Origin of the sequence: Streptomyces sp. NPDC020742, assembly GCF_040641675.1 — a bacterium.
GTDB lineage: Bacteria > Actinomycetota > Actinomycetes > Streptomycetales > Streptomycetaceae > Streptomyces.
This window is the reverse complement of the sequence record NZ_JBFAEA010000008.1, coordinates 131,536-147,644: the sequence shown is the minus strand read 5'-3', so window position 1 is coordinate 147,644 and position 16,109 is coordinate 131,536. Positions and strand designations below refer to the sequence as shown.

Here is a 16,109-nt window from a genome sequence, read left to right as displayed (position 1 = left end):
CGCCCTCACTGCTGGGTGCTGCAATTTTTTTCCAGCTTCTGCTGCTCCTCGGAGGGGGCCTGGCTGGGAGTGGCTGTGGGAGTCGGGGACGCCGCGAGGGCGCCGGCCGCACCGGCGCCGCCCGTGACCGTCCGGTCGTGGGTGCCGGGCTTGGGGCTCGAACCGGGCTTGGGGGACGTACCGGGCTTCGGCGTGCCCGCCTGGCCCTTGCCCCTGTTGCGCGCCGCTTCCCGCTCGGCGGCCTCCCGCTGCTCCTTGCTGCGGCAGGCGTTGGCCTGCTGGCTCAGCGCGGTGATCCGCTCGTCGGCCTCCGCGCGGCTGTCGGCCGCGATGGTCGCCTTGATCTGCTTCTGCTGATAGGAGGGCAGGTACTTGAGTTCGATGTCGGGGTGGTCCTGGTCCACCTCGTTGAGGGTGATCCAGGCGAGGTTCTGGCTGATGCCCCGGTAGAGCGCGACGTGGTCGTCCTTGGCACCGACGAAGTACTGGGTCTGCGTCCAGCGGTAGCCGCCGTAGAGACCACCGCCGATCACCCCGAGCGCCAGCGCGATGAACAGCGACCGCTTGACCCAGCCGCCGCGCCGCTTCGGCTTGACGAAGTCCTCGTCCATGAACGCGCCGAAGGAGCCCTGCGGCGGGCCGCCCACTTCCGGGTCACCGCTTCCGGGCGGACCGAAGGCGCCACCGGGCGCGGTCGGCGCCCCGCCGGGGCGGCCGAGCTCGGCGGCCCGGGCGGCCGGGGTCTGCATCGTGCTGGGGTCGTTGAGCTGGTTCTGGTTCTCCGCGACGGCGCCGACGACCACCGGGGTGTCGTTGAGCTGCCCGGCCATCGACTCGTTGCCGTCCACGTCCAGGACGTCGGCGACGATGCAGGTGATGTTGTCCGGGCCGCCGCCGCGCAGCGCGAGCTGGATCAGCTCCTGCACCGTCTCGTGCGGGCCGTGGTAGCTGGCGAGGGTCTCTTCCAGCGTCTGGTGGCTGACCACCCCGGACAGCCCGTCCGAGCAGATCAGGTACCGGTCGCCGGCCCGCACCTCGCGGATCGACAGGTCGGGCTCGACGTGGTCGCCGCTGCCCAGTGCCCGCATCAGCAGCGACCGCTGCGGGTGCGTGGTGGCCTCTTCCTCGGTGATCCGGCCCTCGTCGACCAGCCGCTGCACCCAGGTGTGGTCCTGGGTGATCTGGGTCAGGACGCCGTCCCGCAGCAGGTAGGCGCGCGAGTCGCCGACGTGCACCAGGCCGAGCCGCTGGCCGGTCCAGAGCAGGGCGGTGAGCGTGGTGCCCATGCCCTCGAGCTGGGGGTCCTCCTCGACCATCACCCGCAGCTGATCGTTGGCGCGCTGCACGGCGGTGCCGAGCGAGGTCAGGATGTCCGAACCCGGAACGTCGTCGTCGAGCTGGACGAGGGTGGAGATCACCTCGGAGGAGGCGACCTCACCGGCGGCCTGGCCGCCCATGCCGTCGGCGATGGCGAGCAGTCGCGGGCCGGCGTAGCCGGAGTCTTCGTTGCCCTCGCGGATCATGCCCTTGTGCGATCCGGCGGCGAAGCGCAGTGACAGACTCATGCGCACCTCACCCGTCGGCTCGGGGTACAGCCGGTCTCGTCGAGCCACACTGCCCACCCTCCGGTCGGGAGCACGTCCGGGTCCGCCGAGTGGACCGCCGCGGCTCGCTCGCTGCGCTCGCTCATTGTCGTACTACTTCCGCAGCTCGATGACGGTCTTGCCGATGCGGATCGGGGCTCCGAGCGGAATCGGCGTCGGGGTCGTCAGCCGGGACCGGTCCAGGTACGTGCCGTTGGTGGAACCGAGGTCCTCGACGATCCACTGGCCGTCACGGTCCGGGTAGATCCTGGCATGCCGGCTGGAGGCGTAGTCGTCGTCCAGCACGATCGTGGAGTCGTGCGCACGTCCCAGGGAGATCGTCTGCCCCTGGAGGGCGACGGTGGTACCGGTCAGCGAGCCCTCGGAGACCACCAGCTTGGTGGGCGCCCCGCGCCGCTGCCGGTTGCCGCCGCGGCCGCTGTCCTGGCGCCGTTGTTGTTGCTGCTGCTGCGGCGGGGCGGCCGGGCGCTGGTTACGCGCCTCCTGCCCGCCGCGCCTGGCGGCCCCGCGTTGCGTGACGCGGGTACCGAACAGATCGCTGCGGATGACCTGAACGGCCACGATGACGAACAGCCACAGTACGGCGAGGAAACCCAACCGCATGACCGTGAGGGTCAGCTCTGACATTGCCCCCGCTTCACCCTTCGGCTTGCCGGTAAACGATGGTGGTACTGCCCACGACAATCCGCGAGCCGTCGCGGAGACTAGCGCGAGTGGTGTGTTGCCCGTCCACCACGATGCCGTTGGTGGAACCCAGATCCTGGATCGTGGGGGGCGTTCCGACCCGGATCTCGCAGTGACGCCGGGACACACCCGGGTCGTCGATCCGTACGTCAGCGTCGGTGCTGCGGCCCAGCACGAGCGTGGGGCGCGAGATCTGGTGGCGGGTGCCGTTGATCTCGATCCAGCGCCGGGTCTGCGCATGGGGCTGCGGTCCTGCACCGGGCGGTGCCGTACGGGGTACGGGCTGTGCGCCGCCGGGAGGCGGGGACGAGGGCATCGGAGGTGCACTCACATGGCCGCCGCCGGCCCGGCCGCCCTGGGGCGCCGAGGAGGCGCGGTGGGCCGCCTGGCCGGGCTGGTCCTGCGAGGAGCTGGACGCGAGCGTACGGCTCCGGACGCGGTACAGGCCGGTGTCGAGATCCTCGGCCTTCTCCAGGTGGACCTTGACCGACCCCATGAAGGTGTAGCGCTGCTGCTTGGCGTAGTCGCGAACCATGCTGGAGAGCTCGTCGCCGAGCTGCCCGCTGTACGGGCTCAGCCGGTCGTAGTCGGGGGCGCTCAGCTCGACGATGAAGTCATTGGGGACGACCGTGCGGTCGCGGTTCCAGATGGTGGCGTTGTTGTCGCACTCGCGCTGCAGCGCGCCGGCGATCTCAACGGGCTGCACCTCTGACTTGAACACCTTGGCGAAGGTGCCGTTGACGAGACCTTCGAGACGCTGCTCGAAACGCTTCAGTACTCCCACGGGGCACCTCCTTCCTCAGTCTTCGTCGGGGTCGTCCTGCTCGGGTCGTCCTGATACTGCTTACTGATCGTATCCACGCGTCGGGAAATCGGCTGGTTCCCCTTTCCCGCCTTGAGGACGAGTGTCGCCCCTCACAGGGTTGCCCGGTGCCTGCTTGCTTGCTTGCTCCTTGCCCACTGCTTGTGCACTGCGATCGTAGATGTGCCCCGAGCACAGTGTCCCGCAACCGTCGACCACTCCGGCCGGGCGGGGCCCGGAGTCGGACACCGCACGGTACGGGTCCGCTCACCCGACCCGGACAGTGGCCCGGGTGGATCGGTTCCGGTTACGGGCTACCGCGAGTGTGAACCCTTGGGGTGGTGCTCGGCGAATGTCCGAGGCACGGCGGGGTGCGCCCTGCCTCGGACAAGGAGACGGGTGCCCGGGGAAAGGCGTGTGAACCCACCCCTTCCAGCGTGCTAATGTTCTGGATGTCGGCAGGCGCTCGCACAAGACCCGGACGGAACAGCCCGGATCGCGTGAGAGAATCAATCGGCAGCACCCATGCGCGGGTGGCGGAATAGGCAGACGCGCTGGATTCAGGTTCCAGTGCCCGAAAGGGCGTGGGGGTTCAACTCCCCCCTCGCGCACAGATGAGACCCCCGGTCTCCGGAGAAATCCGGAGACCGGGGGTCTTTCGTTGTCTTCCTCACATTGTTGGGTGTGTCACGGAATCTCCGGTACCCCGATGGCTTGCACGGCAATTGCGAGGCATGTGGCATTACGAGGTATTTCGGTGATGGCCCTCCGTGTATTCCGGCGACCGTGCAGACCGCGAGAAGTGTGAGGTCTGCGTCACAGGTGCCGCAGGTGGGCTCGGGTGCGGCGGTGGGTGACCGGCCGGAGCGGTGTCGCGAACGGCCGTTCCCGGGGCCGTTGGCCGGCGTCCTGTGTGTCCGGGGCCCGCAGCGGGTGTGGCCTCGGTCACCTCGGCGGCTTGCGGGCGCAGCCGCTTCGGGGGTGGCTCGGCAGCCCCGGTGTCCCGGCGCCCCCGGTGTCCCCGGGGGCAGGCGCGGGGCGACTCAGACGGCGAGGCGCTGGGTCAGGACCTTGGCCTTGGTGGCGGCCTCCTCGTGGGCCTTCTCGCGGGAGGCCTCGTACAGCGGGATGAGCTCGGCCATCGCCGGGTTGTTGGGGGCCATGGTCAGCTCCGGGACGATGAAGTCGACGTCCAGGCCCATACCGCCGCCGAGGACGGCCTCCAGGTAGTTCTGCACGTACTCGAAGGACTCACGGGGCGTGCCCGGTGCGTACGACCCGCCGCGGCTGGCGACGACGGTGACCGGGGTGCCCTTGGCGGACGGCGTCTCACCGGCCGTGCGACCCATGATGATCACCTGGTCGAGCCATGCCTTCAGGGTCGAGGGGATCGTGAAGTTGTACATCGGCGCGGCTATGACGACCGCGTCGGCCTGCTCCAGCTCCTCGGCGAGCTTGACCCGCAGCGCAAAGGCGGCCTGCTGCTCGGCGGAGTGGGTGGCGGGGTCGGAGAAGCCCGCGGAGGCGGCGACGCCGTCCAGGTGCGGCAGCGGGTCGGCGGCCAGATCGCGGTGGATCACCGTGCCGTCGGGGTGCTGCTCCTCCCATGCCGTGCGGAAGGCGGCGGTGACGGAGCGGGAGGCGGAGCCGCCCTCGGGGAAGACGGAGGAGTCGATCAGCAGAAGCGTGGCCATGGAAAACGTCCTTCGGTGCGCGGCCGGCGGGGTCCGGCAGTTGGTTGAATTTCGTACGTGGCTATTGATAGCACAGGAGCTTACTTTTCTGCAGTAGCAAACCGGAGGGCGGTATTCTGGGACGTATGGCGGACCGTGGCGAGGCGATGTGCAGGCAGGTCGATGACGGCATGGCGCGCGTCTTCGAGGTCTTCGGGAAGCGGTGGACGGGGCTGATCGTCGCCACCCTGATGCCGGGCCGGGTCCACTTCGCCGATCTGCGCCGGGCCATCCCGGGCATCAGTGAGCGGATGCTCTCCGACCGCCTGATGGAGCTGGCGGCGACCGGGCTGGTCGTACGCGAGGTGGACGAGGGGCCGCCGTTGCGCGTCGCCTACCGGCTCACGGAGGCCGGCCTGGCGATGGAGCCCGCGCTCGCGGAGCTGGGGCGCTGGGCGGAGACCTATCTTGCCGCCGGGGGGCAGTGCCCGGAGCGGTTCCGGAAGTAGCCGGGCTGGGGGCCGAGGCCGGGGCGGGGCGGCTGGCGCGGGGGTGGCTGGCCTGGTTGGGGCGCGGGCGGGGTTCAGGGGGGCTTTCCGGGTGGCGCATGTCGGAGGGGTTCACCCCAGGCGTTCCTGGGCCGCGTTGTAGCGCCGCAGGTATGTCGCGAAGCGGTCGAGGTCGTCCTCGTCCCAGTCGGCCAGGCGTTCGTGGAAGGCCTGGCGGCGGCTGGCCGTGACGTTGGCCAGGACCTGGGCGCCCTTCTCTGTGGGGTGCAGGACCTGGACGCGGTGGTCGTCGGGGTCGACGCGGCGCTCGACGAAGCCGAGCTTCTCCAGTGCGGCGATCTGCCGGCTGACCGTGGACTTGTCCAGGAAGTAGTGCGCCGCGAGATCTGTGGCGCGGCATCCCTGCTGGTCGTCGAGGTGTGCCAGCAAGGTGTAGGAGACCAGCGACAGCTCGGGGTGCATCCGCGCGGCGGTCGCCCGGGCCCGTCGGGCGAATGCGGTCATCTCCTGCTGGATGGTCTCGACGGAGTCGTCGCGGTGGGCCACGGTTTGCCTTTCGTAGAGGTAGTTGTACAGTACAACGTGAAGGGGGAGTTGTATTTGCCAACTATTGCCTCCGGTTCGGGCCGGTGCGGTCTGACGGGCCTGACGTGTGTGACGAGGCCTATCGGGTCGGCTTCCGCCCGGCGGGTGACGGCAACCGAGCCGACGAGCTGAGAGGGCTGCCCATGAGCAGGGTCCGACGTCCCGACCACCGAAGCGCACAACACGGCGGCCACCGCACCACGCGTCCAGCCCATTCCGCCGGGCTGCGTCATGTCCTGACGCACCTGCTCACCCCGCTGCTGATGTGCATCGGGATGGGCTTGGCGTACCTGGGCGCGTTCGCGCATCCGGAACCGCATGACCTTCCTTCCCGTGGCGGTCGTCGGAACGAGCCGCAGGGCACAGCTGCTCGCGCAGTCGATCAACGACAAGGCGGGCGGTGACCTGGAGGTACGGACTGTTGCCGACCGGTCTGCGGCGGTCGATCAGCTCAAGCACCAGGAGATCTTCGGCGCGTATGTGAGCAAGGGGGAGGCCGAGGCGGCGAAGCGTGGTTCGAGGGTCTCGGGGGGTGCGAAGCCTTCCTGGACCGCGGAGTCTTCGGGCGCTGCGGGGCTTTCGGGTGCTGCAGGGTCTTCGGGTGCTGCAGGGTCTTCGGGGGGTGTGGGGTCTTTGGGGAGCGTGGGGTCTTCGGGGTCTGCGCGTTCGCTGGAGACGTGGAGCGCTTCCGATGCGCCTGCTTCCGGTGCCTCCGGTACCTCCCCTGTGTCCGATGCTTCCAGTGCAGCTGGTGCAGCTGGTGCAGCTGGTGCAGCTGGTACGTCTGGCGTGTCTGATGCGGCCGGAGTTTCGCGTGCGGTGGTGCGCGCTCCGGGCTCGTTGGCGCCCGAACTGCTGGTGGCGACCGCCGGGTCCGACACCAGCGCCTCCGTCGTACAGAAGATCTTCACGCCCGTCGCGGCGGAACAGGGCGCCCCGCTGAAGGTCACCGACGTCGTACCGACCGCGGACGACGACCCGACCGGCCAGGGCATCTTCTTCCTGCTGGTCGCGATCAGCATCGGCTCGTACGCCTCGGTCGCGGTGATCGGCGGCGCCGGCGCCGTGCTGCCGGTCCGGCTGCGGGCGGCGTTGGCGATCGGCACGTCCCTCGTGGTCAGCCTGATCGGTACGGCCTTCGCCGGCCCGGTCTTCCATCTGGTCGATCACGGCCTGGCGGGCCTGTGGGGGATGGCCTGGCTCTACTCCGCGGGCATCCTGTTGATCGGCACCGGATTGCACACCTTCCTGAAGCGCTGGACGACGCTCGGTGTGATGGCCCTCTTCGTGATGCTCAACTTCACCTCCTCCGGCGGCATCTTCCGCCCCGAGATGCAGAACGGATTCTTCGCGGGGCTGCACTCCTTCTGGAACGGCGCGGGGTTCGTGGAGGGCGTCCGCAGCCATGTCTACTTCGACGACTACGGCTTGTCCGGTCATCTCTGGTCGCTGGCGCTGTGGTTGGTCGCGGGCGTGGTGATGGTCGCGGTGGCGGCGCTGGCCGAGAAGCGGCGGCGGACCGCAGAGGCGGAGGCTGCGGCCAACGCGGCGGCGGTGGCGGCGGCCGCGGTGGCTGCGGTGTCTGCGACGGGGCCTGAGCCGATGCCGATGCAGTGGGGACGCGGCCGGGCGCAGGCGGAGCTCGTGGACGGAACGGAGGAGGAACTGGAGGAGGCCGTCGGGGTGTAGGGCCGTGACCGGGCTGCTGATGCAGGGACGTGACAGGGCGTCGCCGGAGAGTTATCCACAGGCCGTGCGGGCCTTGACGAGGTGTCGGTAACGTCATGACGCGTCGGCCACGCCGGAACAGCTCAGGCGAGTGGGAGGAACTCCGGTGCGCCGAACGCAACAACCGTGACAGGACCCGCGACGCCAGAGACGGCCCGCGCAGGACAGAAGGGGGAGGTGGCCCGCCATGGCGCGTGTGCCGTACGTACCGGGGTTTGCCAAGGCTGATGCGGACGGGGCGTCGGGACCGTTCGGGGTTTCCGGGCCGTCGCCCAAGGCCGTCGGCCGGGCGCTTCGTGACCGGCTTCCCCGCTCCGAGCAGGACGCGCTGCTGTGCGAAGCCGGGAGGCCTGATGCTGTGGCGGCTGTCGAGGAGTCCAATGCCGGGAGGCTGCCAGAGTTGACGCCGATACGGGTCGGCCGGATGGCCGCCAGCCCGTTCGCCTTCCTCCGCGGTTCCGCGGGCCTGATGGCGTACGACCTGGCGGACGCCCCGGTGACCGGCATCGGCGCGCAGATCTGCGGGGATGCGCACGCCGCCAACTTCGGCCTCTACGGCGATGCCCGGGGCGGCCTTGTCATCGACCTCAATGACTTCGACGAGGCCGTGTACGGGCCGTGGGAGTGGGATGTGAAGCGGCTCGCCACGTCCATCGTGCTGGCCGGTCGGGAGGCCGGCGCCGGCGAGGACGACTGCCGGGCGGCGGCGCAGGACGCCGCGGGCGCGTACCGGCGCACCATGCGACTGCTGGCGAAGCTGCCGGTGACCGAGGCGTGGAACGCGATCGCCGACGAGGAACTCGTCTCGCACACCGACGCACGGGATCTGCTGGGTACGCTGGAGCAGGTGTCGGCCAAGGCGCGGAAGAACACCAGCGCGCGGTTCGCAGCGAAGGCGACGGAGCAGACAGCGGGCGGCGGGCGCCGGTTCGTGGATGCCCCGCCGGTGCTGCGTCGGGTACCGGATGCCGAGGCAGCGGCGGTGGCCTCCTCGCTCACCGCCTACCTGGAGACTCTCCCCGAGGACCGGCTGCCGCTGCTGGCTCGGTACGCGGTGCACGATGTGGCCTTCCGTGTGGTCGGCACGGGCAGTGTGGGCCTGCGGTCGTATGTGGTGCTGTTGCTGGACCACCGGGGCGAGCCGTTGGTGCTCCAGGTGAAGGAGGCCCGCGGATCGGTGCTGACGCCGTACGTCGAGAAGGCCGGCTTCCCCGTTCCGTCGGTGACCCACGAGGGCCGCCGGGTGGTGCTCGGCCAGCGCCGGATGCAGGTGGTCAGCGACATCCTGCTGGGTTGGACGACGGTGCAGGACATAGCGCCGGCCGCCGCCGGCACCTCGCCGGGGACAGCGGCAGGGGCCGGGGCGGCGCTGTCGGGAGGGCTTCCCTTCCAGGTACGCCAGTTCCGCAACCGCAAGGGCAGCGTGGACCCGGCGCAGCTCACCGGCGAGCAGCTGGACGACTACGCGCGGATGACCGGTGCCCTCCTGGCCCGGGCCCATGCCCACAGCGCCGACCCACGCCTGGTGGCCGGCTACTGCGGCAAGAACGAGGAGCTGGACGAGGCGATGGCCCGCTTCGCGGTCTCCTACGCAGACCGCACCGAAGCCGACCACGCAGCGCTGACCAAGGCCGTGAAGGGTGGCCACATCGCGGCAGAGATGGGGGTGTGAGCGCAGAAGCTTCAGCAGTGCGGCGTGAAGGGCCTGGAGGAGGGCGCGGGGTGGGAGGACCAGGCAAGGGCGCGGGGTGAGAGAGCCGGGTGAAGGCCTGCGCATGCACCGGTGCATACATCGGTGCATGCGTGCCCAGCGAGCGTTGGCCTGGCTCACGGGCCAGGTGATCGGTGAGCGGTGAGCGGCCGAGGGGATGAATGAGCTGATGAGCGGGCGCACGGAATCCGCCGGTGAATGGCGGCCGAGGGCCGGGGCGCCTATGGGCCGTACGCTGACCGGGTGACGAACTCGCACGCGGAGAACGCGCAGGACAGCCAGCACGGAGCGGATGTACCGGGCACATCGGGTGTCCAGGGCGATCCGCAGTCCCCGGACGCGACGGGCCAGGACGCCACGCGCCAGGCCGCGACGGGGCCGGACACCACGGACCAGGATGCGACGCGTCAGGCCACGACCGGCCAGGCCACGACCGGCCAGGCCACGACCGGCCAGGACGCCACCGGCCAGGACGCCACCGGCCAGAGCGCTACGTCCCGGGATGGCGCCGGGGTGCAGGACGAGCCGCACGACGAGCCGCACGACGAGGCGCAGCACGAGGCGACTCGGCGGCTGGCGAAGGCGGTGCTGGCGGCGGAGCAGGCGTTGATCGAGTTCGAGATCGCCGTGGAGACGTTCCGGGTCGAGGTGGAGAACTTCTCCCGCCTGCACCACCAGCGGCTCGGCCCCATGTACGCGCGGCTGGACGAGCTGGATGCGCAGATCGCCGAGGCGGTGGCGGCGCGTACGGGCGACCCGGAGGACCTCCGCAAGGCGCGGGAGGCACGGGCGGCCGTGCTGCCGATGCCGCAGGTGGAAGAGCTGTTTCACGGCTGGATGGGGTCGGACGGGCTGTTCCCGGAGGCGCAGGCCATGCTGACCGAGCAGCCGGTGCAGCCGCCGCAGAAGGTGCGGCCCAGTGAGGAAGCCCGCAAGGCCTACCGCGACCTGGTCCGTAAGGCCCACCCCGACCTGGCGCGGGACGACGCGGAGCGGGCCCGCCGGGACGCGTTCATCGCGCGCGTCAACACGGCGTACGGCCGGGGTGACGAGGCGGCCCTGCGGGAGCTGGCGCAGGAGTGGGAGGCCGGTCCGGCGCCGGCCGAGCAGCGGCTGAGCGAGAGCGAGGAGCTCTACGCCCGCCTGGAGTGGCTGGCCGAACGCAAGGAGTTGCTGGCCGCCGTTGCCGCAGAGCTGGAGGACAGCGCGATCGGCGCGATGATCAAGATGGCGCCGGAGGACCCGGATAGGTTGCTGGACGAGATCGCCGAGAAGCTGCTCGCCGATGTCGCCGAGCGCGAGGCCTACCTTGCGCAGCTGGTCGGGTAGGTCGGGTAGCGTCGTGGCCATGCAATTTGGTTCTGTACCCACCGTCGCCGTCGATGCGCTCTCGTCCGGCGACTTCCTCCTGGACGTACGTGAGGACGACGAGTGGCAGGCGGGGCACGCCGAGGGAGCCCTGCACATCCCGATGAGTGAATTCGTCGCCCGCTACGGTGAGTTGACCGAGGCGGCGCCCGAGAGCGGCAAGGTCTATGTGATGTGCCGGGTCGGTGGGCGCTCGGCGCAGGTGGCGCAGTACCTGATCCAGCAGGGCGTCGACGCGGTGAACGTCTCGGGCGGCATGCAGGCCTGGGAGGCCGCCGGCCGTCCCGTATCGGACGGCAAGGGCGGCTCGGGAACCGTGATCTAGGCGGGCGGCCGCGTCCGGGCCAAGCGGCTCGGGCGCGCCGCACCCGCCTGGCGCCGTACGTCACGCACAGCGCGCCGAGCCGTGAGGCTCCGCCCGCGAACCAGCCGAGCTCCACGCGCGCCGTACCCCACGCACACCACACCGCACGCCGTCCCCCGCATACCTCGTTCTCACCCCAGTGGATGAGCCGCCAGCAGGTCGCCGAGGGCCTCCTCGTGGGCGGCGGCGGGGCCGAGGGAGAGTTCGAGCTGCTTGGCCCAGGCGTGGTAGCGGTGCAGCGGGTAGTCGGTGTCGGCGCCGAAGCCGCCGTGCAGGTGCTGGGCGGTCTGGACGACGCGGCGGACGCCCTCGGAGGCCCAGATCTTGGCGACCGCGACGTCGCCGGCGGGCGGCAGCGGGCCGGCGGCGTCGGTGGTGAGGCGCCAGGCGGCCTGCCAGAGCGTGGCTTCCATGGCGCGCAGGTCGATGAAGCGGTCGGCGGCCTGGACCGCGACCGCCTGGAAGGTGGCCACCGGGTGCCCGAACTGTTCGCGCTTGCTGGTGTAATCGCTGGTCATCGTGAGGACCTGTTCGCCCAGGCCCAGGGCGAGCGCGCAGGTGCCGACGGTCAGCAGGTGGCGCAGTAGCTCCCAGGCAGCGGGGTCGGTGATCACTTCCCGGTCGTCGAGGCGTACGCCGTCCAGCCCGACCTCGGCGAGGCGCTCGCCGTTGGTGGAGACCTGATCGGCGAGTGTGACGCCGGGGTGGGTACGCGGGACGAGGGCGAGTACGGCGTGGCCGTCGGCGGTGTGGGCGGGTAGCAGGATCCGGTCCGCGGCCCCGCCCCAGGGGACCGCGGTCTGGAGGCCGTTGAGGATCCAGTCGGTGCCGTCCTGTCGGGCTTCCACAGCGCGTTCCGCCGGTTCGTGCCCGGTGCGCCCGGCCGCAGCGGCGGTCACGACGAGGTCCCCGGTGGCGACCTGTGGCAGTACCTCCGTACGCAGTCCGTCGGCCGCGTACTTCTGAAGGGTCAGCGCCGCGGCACCGGACTCCAACAGCGGCACCCGTGCCAGGACCTTGGCGGACTCCCGCAGTACGAGGCAGAGTGCGAGGGGGTCCAGGCCTGCGCCGCCGTGCTCGGGTGTGATCGGCAGACCCAGCAGATCGGCGTCGGCGAGCCGGTGCCACAGGGCGCGGTCGAAATCGTCGGCGACGGCTCCCGGGAGGAGTGCGGGGCTGGGGACGCTGTCCGGGGCGATGCCGGAGAAGACGGCCTGCGCCGCTTCGACAGCGGCCTGCTGCTCCTCGGTGAAGGTGAAGTCCACTGGTCCGTCCTTCCACGCGACGCCTCGACCTGAGATCTGACGAAGGAGATCTGACGAAGCGTCAAGGTAGAACAGGTTCCAGGAATTGGGAATGGTGGCGGTGGGCAAAGGCGGCACGGATCAGGCCGGCCGGGGCGGTGGGGTGGCGTGCCGGGGCCGGCGGAGGGAGGTGGGCGGCGTCGTCGTGCCCTTGGGGCTCCGGCCCTGGCGCACCGTCCCTCATCGATCGAAGTCCAGCTCCACCTTCTCGGTGACCGGATGGGACTGGCAGGCCAGGACGTAGCCGGCGTCGACCTCGTCGGACTCCAGGGCGAAGTTCCGGTCCATGCGGACCTTGCCGGAGACCAGGAAGGCCCGGCAGGTGCCGCAGACGCCGCCCTTGCAGGCGTACGGGGCGTCCGCGCGGTTGCGGAGCACCGTTTCCAGCAGCGGTTCACCGTCCTGGACCGGCCAGGTGCCGGAGCGGCCGTCGAGGGTGGCGGTCACGGCGCTGTGGGCGGGGGTGGCGGCAGCGGGCGCGGCCGGGGCGCCGTCGGCTATGTGGAAGATCTCTTCGTGGATGCGGTCGCGGGGGACGCCGAGTGCGCGCAGGGCGCTTTCGGCGCTCTGGACCAGACCGTAGGGGCCACAGAGGTACCAGCCGTCGACGGCGTCGGTCGTGAGCAGGGCGGGCAACAGTGTGCGGAGCCGGGGCTCGTCGAGGCGGCCGGAGGGCAGGCCGGTCTGCTGTTCCTCGCGGGAGAGGGCGTGGATGAGCTGGAAGCGCTCGGGAAAGCGGTCCTTGAGGTCGGCCACCTCCTCCAGGAACATCGTCGAGGCCGCCGTGCGGTCGCTGCGGATCAGACAGAAGCGGGCGTCCGGCTGCTGGGCGAGCAGGGTGGTGGCAATGGACAGCACGGGGGTGATGCCGCTGCCGCCTACGATCCCCACGAAGTGGCCGGGGCGGGGTGCGAGGGTGAACCGGCCGGCGGGGGCCATCACCTCCACCGTGTCGCCGACGGCGAGTTCCTTGAGGGCGTACGTCGAGAAGGCGCCGTCCTCGACCAGACGGATGCCGACGCGGAGCACCGGCTCGTCGGTGGCCGGAGTGCAGATGGAGTACGTACGGCGGATCTCCTGGCCGTCGACCGTTCTGCGCAGTGCGATGTGCTGCCCGGGGACGTGCCGGAAGGTCGTGCGCAGGGCGGGCGGGACGTCGAAGGTGACGGCCACCGCGTCGTCCGTGAGCCGCTCGACCTCCTGGACCCGGAGCGGGTGGAACATCACAACTCCTTGAAGTGGTCGAAGGGTTCGCGGCAGGACTCGCAGCGGCGCAGCGCCTTGCATGCGGTGGAGGAGAACCGGCTCAGCAGGGTGGTGTCGGTCGATCCGCAGTGCGGGCAGCGGAGCGTGAGGTCGACGGTGACCGGTCCGGTGGCCGGTCCCGTCGGGCGGGGCGGGGCGATGCCGAAGGCGGCGAGCTTCCGGCGGCCCTCGGAGGTGATCGCGTCGGTGGTCCACGGAGGGGCGAGCACCGTACGGACCTCGACCTCCGGTATGCCGTGGTCGTGCAGCACCCGCTCTATGTCGGCGGACATCGCCTCGATGGCGGGGCAGCCGGTGTACGTCGGTGTGAGCGTGACCTCGACGCGGTCCGGGGCGGTCAGGCGTACCCCACGGAGGACGCCGAGTTCGGCGAGGGTGAGGACGGGCAGTTCGGGGTCCGGAACCGAGCCGGCGAGTGCCAGGAGCTCCGTTTCGAGGGCGGTGGTGGTCACCATGTCGCCCCCGGGTGGCTGCGGTGGAGGTGCTGCATCTCGGCGAGCAGCCGTCCGAACGGCTCGGTGTGCAGGCCCTGTCGGCCCGCGCCGGCCGTCCAGCCGCCGCGCCGTGGGCCGTCGGGGACGGTGAGGGTGGCCTGGTCGAGGGTGGCGGTGATCCGGGCCGTCCAGGCGTCGTGGAGGGTGGCCCACGGCACCCCTGCCAGCCCTTCCACCGGCTCGAACAGCTCGCCGGTGAAGCGCCAGAGGGCGTCCAGGGCGTCCTGCATCCGGCGGTGGCTCTCGTCGGTGCCGTCGCCCAGCCGCACCGTCCACTGCTCGGCGTGGTCGCGGTGGTAGGCGATCTCCTTGACGGCCTTCGCGGCCAGCGGCGCCACCTCGCTCTCCCCGGAGGCGAGGTGCTCGTAGAGCAGCTCCTGGTAGGTGGAGAAGTAGAGCTGGCGGGCGATGGTGTGGGCGAAGTCGCCGTTGGGCTGCTCGACGAGCTGGAGGTTGCGGAACTGCCGCTCCTCGCGCAGGTACGCCAGCTCGTCCTCGTCACCGGCCAGGGAGAGCAGGACCCGGGCCTGGCCGAGCAGGTCCAGCGCGATATTGGCGAGCGCGACCTCCTCCTCCAGGACGGGGGCGTGCCCCACCCACTCGCCCAGCCGGTGGGAGAGGATCAGCGCGTCGTCCCCGAGGGCGAGGGCCGGGGTGGTGAGGACGTCGGTCACAGGTGGTGCACCCCCTCCGGGATCTCGTAGAAGGTCGGGTGGCGGTAGGGCTTGTCGCCGGCCGGCTCGAAGAAACTGTCCTTCTCGTCCGGTGAGGAGGCGGTGACCTGGGCGGAGGGCACCACCCAGATGGAGACGCCTTCCGAGCGGCGGGTGTACAGATCGCGGGCGTTGCGCAGCGCCATGGCGGCGTCCGGGGCGTGCAGGCTGCCGGCGTGGGTGTGGGACAGGCCGCGCCGGCTGCGGACGAACACCTCCCACAGTGGCCAGTCCGCCGGCCCGGCGACCGCGTCCTGCGCGGCCGTGGTGCCTTCGGTGCGGTGCGGTGTCGTCATCGGACGCCCTTCCCGTGCTTCGCCGCGTGGGCGGCGGCTGCCTCGCGCACCCAGGCGCCTTCCTCATGAGCCCGCCGGCGGCGGCCGATCCGCTCGTCGTTGCAGGGGCCGTTGCCCTTGAGCACCTCGCGGAACTCGTTCCAGTCGATCGGGCCGAAGTCCCAGTGGCCGCGCTCCTCGTTCCAGCTCAGGTCCGGGTCGGGGAGGGTGAGCCCGAGGGCCTCGGCCTGGGGGACGCAGATGTCCACGAAGCGCTGGCGCAGCTCGTCGTTGGAGTGCCGCTTGATCTTCCAGGCCATGGACTGCGCGGAGTGCGACGACTCGTCGTCCGGCGGGCCGAACATCATCAGGGAGGGCCACCACCAGCGGTCCACCGCGTCCTGCGCCATCTCGTGCTGGGCCCGGGTGCCGCGGCTGAGGTGCAGCAGCAGCTCGTAGCCCTGGCGCTGGTGGAAGGACTCCTCCTTGCAGATCCGGACCATCGCGCGGGCGTAGGGGCCGTATGAGCACCGGCACAGCGGGACCTGGTTCGTGATTGCGGCGCCGTCCACCAGCCAGCCGATGGCACCGACATCGGCCCAGGTCAGCGTGGGGTAGTTGAAGATCGAGGAGTACTTCTGACGGCCGGAGTGGAGCTTGTCGAGCAGCTCCTCGCGGCTGGTGCCCAGGGTCTCGGCGGCGCTGTAGAGGTACAGCCCGTGACCGGCCTCGTCCTGCACCTTGGCCAGCAGGATCGCCTTGCGGCGCAGGGAGGGCGCGCGGGTGATCCAGTTGCCCTCCGGCTGCATGCCGATGATCTCGGAGTGTGCGTGCTGCGCTATCTGGCGTACCAGCGTCGAGCGGTAGGCATCCGGCATCCAGTCCCGCGGTTCGATGCGCTCCTCCGCCGCCACCGTGGCGTCGAACACCGCCTCGCGAGTCGCCTCCTCCGGCGCGATCGTCGTCATGTGGTGCCCCCTCGCTCCCGACCGACCGATCGTTCGGTTCAATGGTGAGTGGGTGGGCCGC

General features: G+C 70.8%; 15 protein-coding genes, 1 tRNA gene and 2 pseudogenes. 7 read left to right on the top strand and 11 right to left on the bottom strand.

Going from position 1 to position 16,109, the window contains the following annotated elements:
• Positions 1 to 5: 5 nt before the first annotated feature.
• The 3 genes from AB0G84_RS16930 to AB0G84_RS16920 all read right to left on the bottom strand — a co-directional run bounded on the left by AB0G84_RS16930 (position 6) and on the right by AB0G84_RS16920 (position 3,072).
• Positions 6 to 1,565, bottom strand: coding sequence for a PP2C family serine/threonine-protein phosphatase (locus AB0G84_RS16930; protein ID WP_361320810.1), 1,560 nt, complete (start codon positions 1,563 to 1,565; stop codon positions 6 to 8).
• 132 nt (positions 1,566 to 1,697) lie between these two features.
• Positions 1,698 to 2,231, bottom strand: coding sequence for an FHA domain-containing protein (locus tag AB0G84_RS16925; protein WP_361320808.1), 534 nt, complete (start codon positions 2,229 to 2,231; stop codon positions 1,698 to 1,700).
• 10 nt (positions 2,232 to 2,241) lie between these two features.
• Positions 2,242 to 3,072 (bottom strand): DUF3662 and FHA domain-containing protein, encoded by an 831-nt coding sequence (locus tag AB0G84_RS16920; RefSeq protein ID WP_361320806.1) that lies wholly within the window; start codon positions 3,070 to 3,072, stop codon positions 2,242 to 2,244.
• 545 nt (positions 3,073 to 3,617) lie between these two features.
• Between AB0G84_RS16920 and AB0G84_RS16915 the strand changes: the two genes are divergently transcribed.
• Positions 3,618 to 3,701: transfer RNA gene (locus AB0G84_RS16915), tRNA-Leu, on the top strand.
• A 432-nt stretch (positions 3,702 to 4,133) separates the two neighbouring features.
• Here AB0G84_RS16915 and AB0G84_RS16910 read toward each other — a convergent pair.
• Positions 4,134 to 4,784 carry an NAD(P)H-dependent oxidoreductase gene (locus tag AB0G84_RS16910; RefSeq protein WP_361320804.1) on the bottom strand — a complete coding sequence of 217 codons (651 nt, stop codon included), beginning with the start codon at positions 4,782 to 4,784 and terminating at the stop codon, positions 4,134 to 4,136.
• Between the two features lie 125 nt (positions 4,785 to 4,909).
• Between AB0G84_RS16910 and AB0G84_RS16905 the strand changes: the two genes are divergently transcribed.
• Positions 4,910 to 5,272, top strand: a complete 363-nt coding sequence (locus tag AB0G84_RS16905; protein ID WP_361320802.1) for a helix-turn-helix domain-containing protein — start codon at positions 4,910 to 4,912, stop codon at positions 5,270 to 5,272.
• A 111-nt stretch (positions 5,273 to 5,383) separates the two neighbouring features.
• Here AB0G84_RS16905 and AB0G84_RS16900 read toward each other — a convergent pair whose 3' ends face one another.
• Entirely contained in the window at positions 5,384 to 5,818 is a 435-nt protein-coding gene (locus AB0G84_RS16900; RefSeq protein ID WP_361320800.1) for a MarR family transcriptional regulator, read from the bottom strand.
• A gap of 302 nt (positions 5,819 to 6,120) precedes the next feature.
• On the opposite strand from AB0G84_RS16900, the pseudogene AB0G84_RS16895 reads away from it, so the two are divergent.
• From AB0G84_RS16895 to AB0G84_RS16875, 5 genes and pseudogenes are all read left to right on the top strand, one after another.
• Positions 6,121 to 6,340, top strand: a pseudogene (locus tag AB0G84_RS16895) (ABC transporter permease); the annotation flags it as partial.
• Positions 6,341 to 6,703: 363 nt separating this feature from the next.
• Positions 6,704 to 7,546, top strand: a pseudogene (locus tag AB0G84_RS16890) (ABC transporter permease); the annotation flags it as partial.
• A 226-nt stretch (positions 7,547 to 7,772) separates the two neighbouring features.
• Positions 7,773 to 9,257 (top strand): DUF2252 domain-containing protein, encoded by a 1,485-nt coding sequence (locus AB0G84_RS16885; protein ID WP_361320798.1) that lies wholly within the window; start codon positions 7,773 to 7,775, stop codon positions 9,255 to 9,257.
• 282 nt (positions 9,258 to 9,539) lie between these two features.
• Complete coding sequence (locus AB0G84_RS16880) at positions 9,540 to 10,625, top strand: J domain-containing protein (protein WP_361320796.1); 1,086 nt, start codon at positions 9,540 to 9,542, stop codon at positions 10,623 to 10,625.
• 19 nt (positions 10,626 to 10,644) lie between these two features.
• On the top strand, positions 10,645 to 10,989 hold the full coding sequence (locus AB0G84_RS16875; RefSeq protein WP_361320794.1) for a rhodanese-like domain-containing protein: 345 nt from the start codon (positions 10,645 to 10,647) through the stop codon (positions 10,987 to 10,989).
• A gap of 170 nt (positions 10,990 to 11,159) precedes the next feature.
• Here AB0G84_RS16875 and AB0G84_RS16870 read toward each other — a convergent pair whose 3' ends face one another.
• The 6 genes from AB0G84_RS16870 to paaA form a co-directional block, all read right to left on the bottom strand.
• Positions 11,160 to 12,293 (bottom strand): acyl-CoA dehydrogenase family protein, encoded by a 1,134-nt coding sequence (locus tag AB0G84_RS16870; protein ID WP_361320792.1) that lies wholly within the window; start codon positions 12,291 to 12,293, stop codon positions 11,160 to 11,162.
• A gap of 219 nt (positions 12,294 to 12,512) precedes the next feature.
• Entirely contained in the window at positions 12,513 to 13,556 is a 1,044-nt protein-coding gene (locus tag AB0G84_RS16865; RefSeq protein ID WP_361320790.1) for a 2Fe-2S iron-sulfur cluster-binding protein, read from the bottom strand.
• A complete protein-coding gene (gene paaD, locus AB0G84_RS16860) occupies positions 13,556 to 14,053 on the bottom strand; it encodes a 1,2-phenylacetyl-CoA epoxidase subunit PaaD (RefSeq protein ID WP_361320788.1) in 498 nt (165 codons plus the stop codon). Before paaD ends, AB0G84_RS16865 begins: the two co-directional genes overlap by 1 nt.
• A complete protein-coding gene (gene paaC, locus AB0G84_RS16855; RefSeq protein WP_361320786.1) occupies positions 14,047 to 14,766 on the bottom strand; it encodes a 1,2-phenylacetyl-CoA epoxidase subunit PaaC in 720 nt (239 codons plus the stop codon). Before paaC ends, paaD begins: the two co-directional genes overlap by 7 nt.
• Positions 14,763 to 15,101: a 1,2-phenylacetyl-CoA epoxidase subunit PaaB gene (gene paaB / locus AB0G84_RS16850; RefSeq protein WP_361320784.1), complete on the bottom strand. Its 339-nt coding sequence runs from the start codon at positions 15,099 to 15,101 to the stop codon at positions 14,763 to 14,765. The genes paaC and paaB overlap by 4 nt, the downstream gene beginning before the upstream one ends.
• Complete coding sequence (gene paaA / locus AB0G84_RS16845; protein ID WP_361320782.1) at positions 15,098 to 16,048, bottom strand: 1,2-phenylacetyl-CoA epoxidase subunit PaaA; 951 nt, start codon at positions 16,046 to 16,048, stop codon at positions 15,098 to 15,100. The genes paaB and paaA overlap by 4 nt, the downstream gene beginning before the upstream one ends.
• Positions 16,049 to 16,109 lie beyond the last annotated feature (61 nt).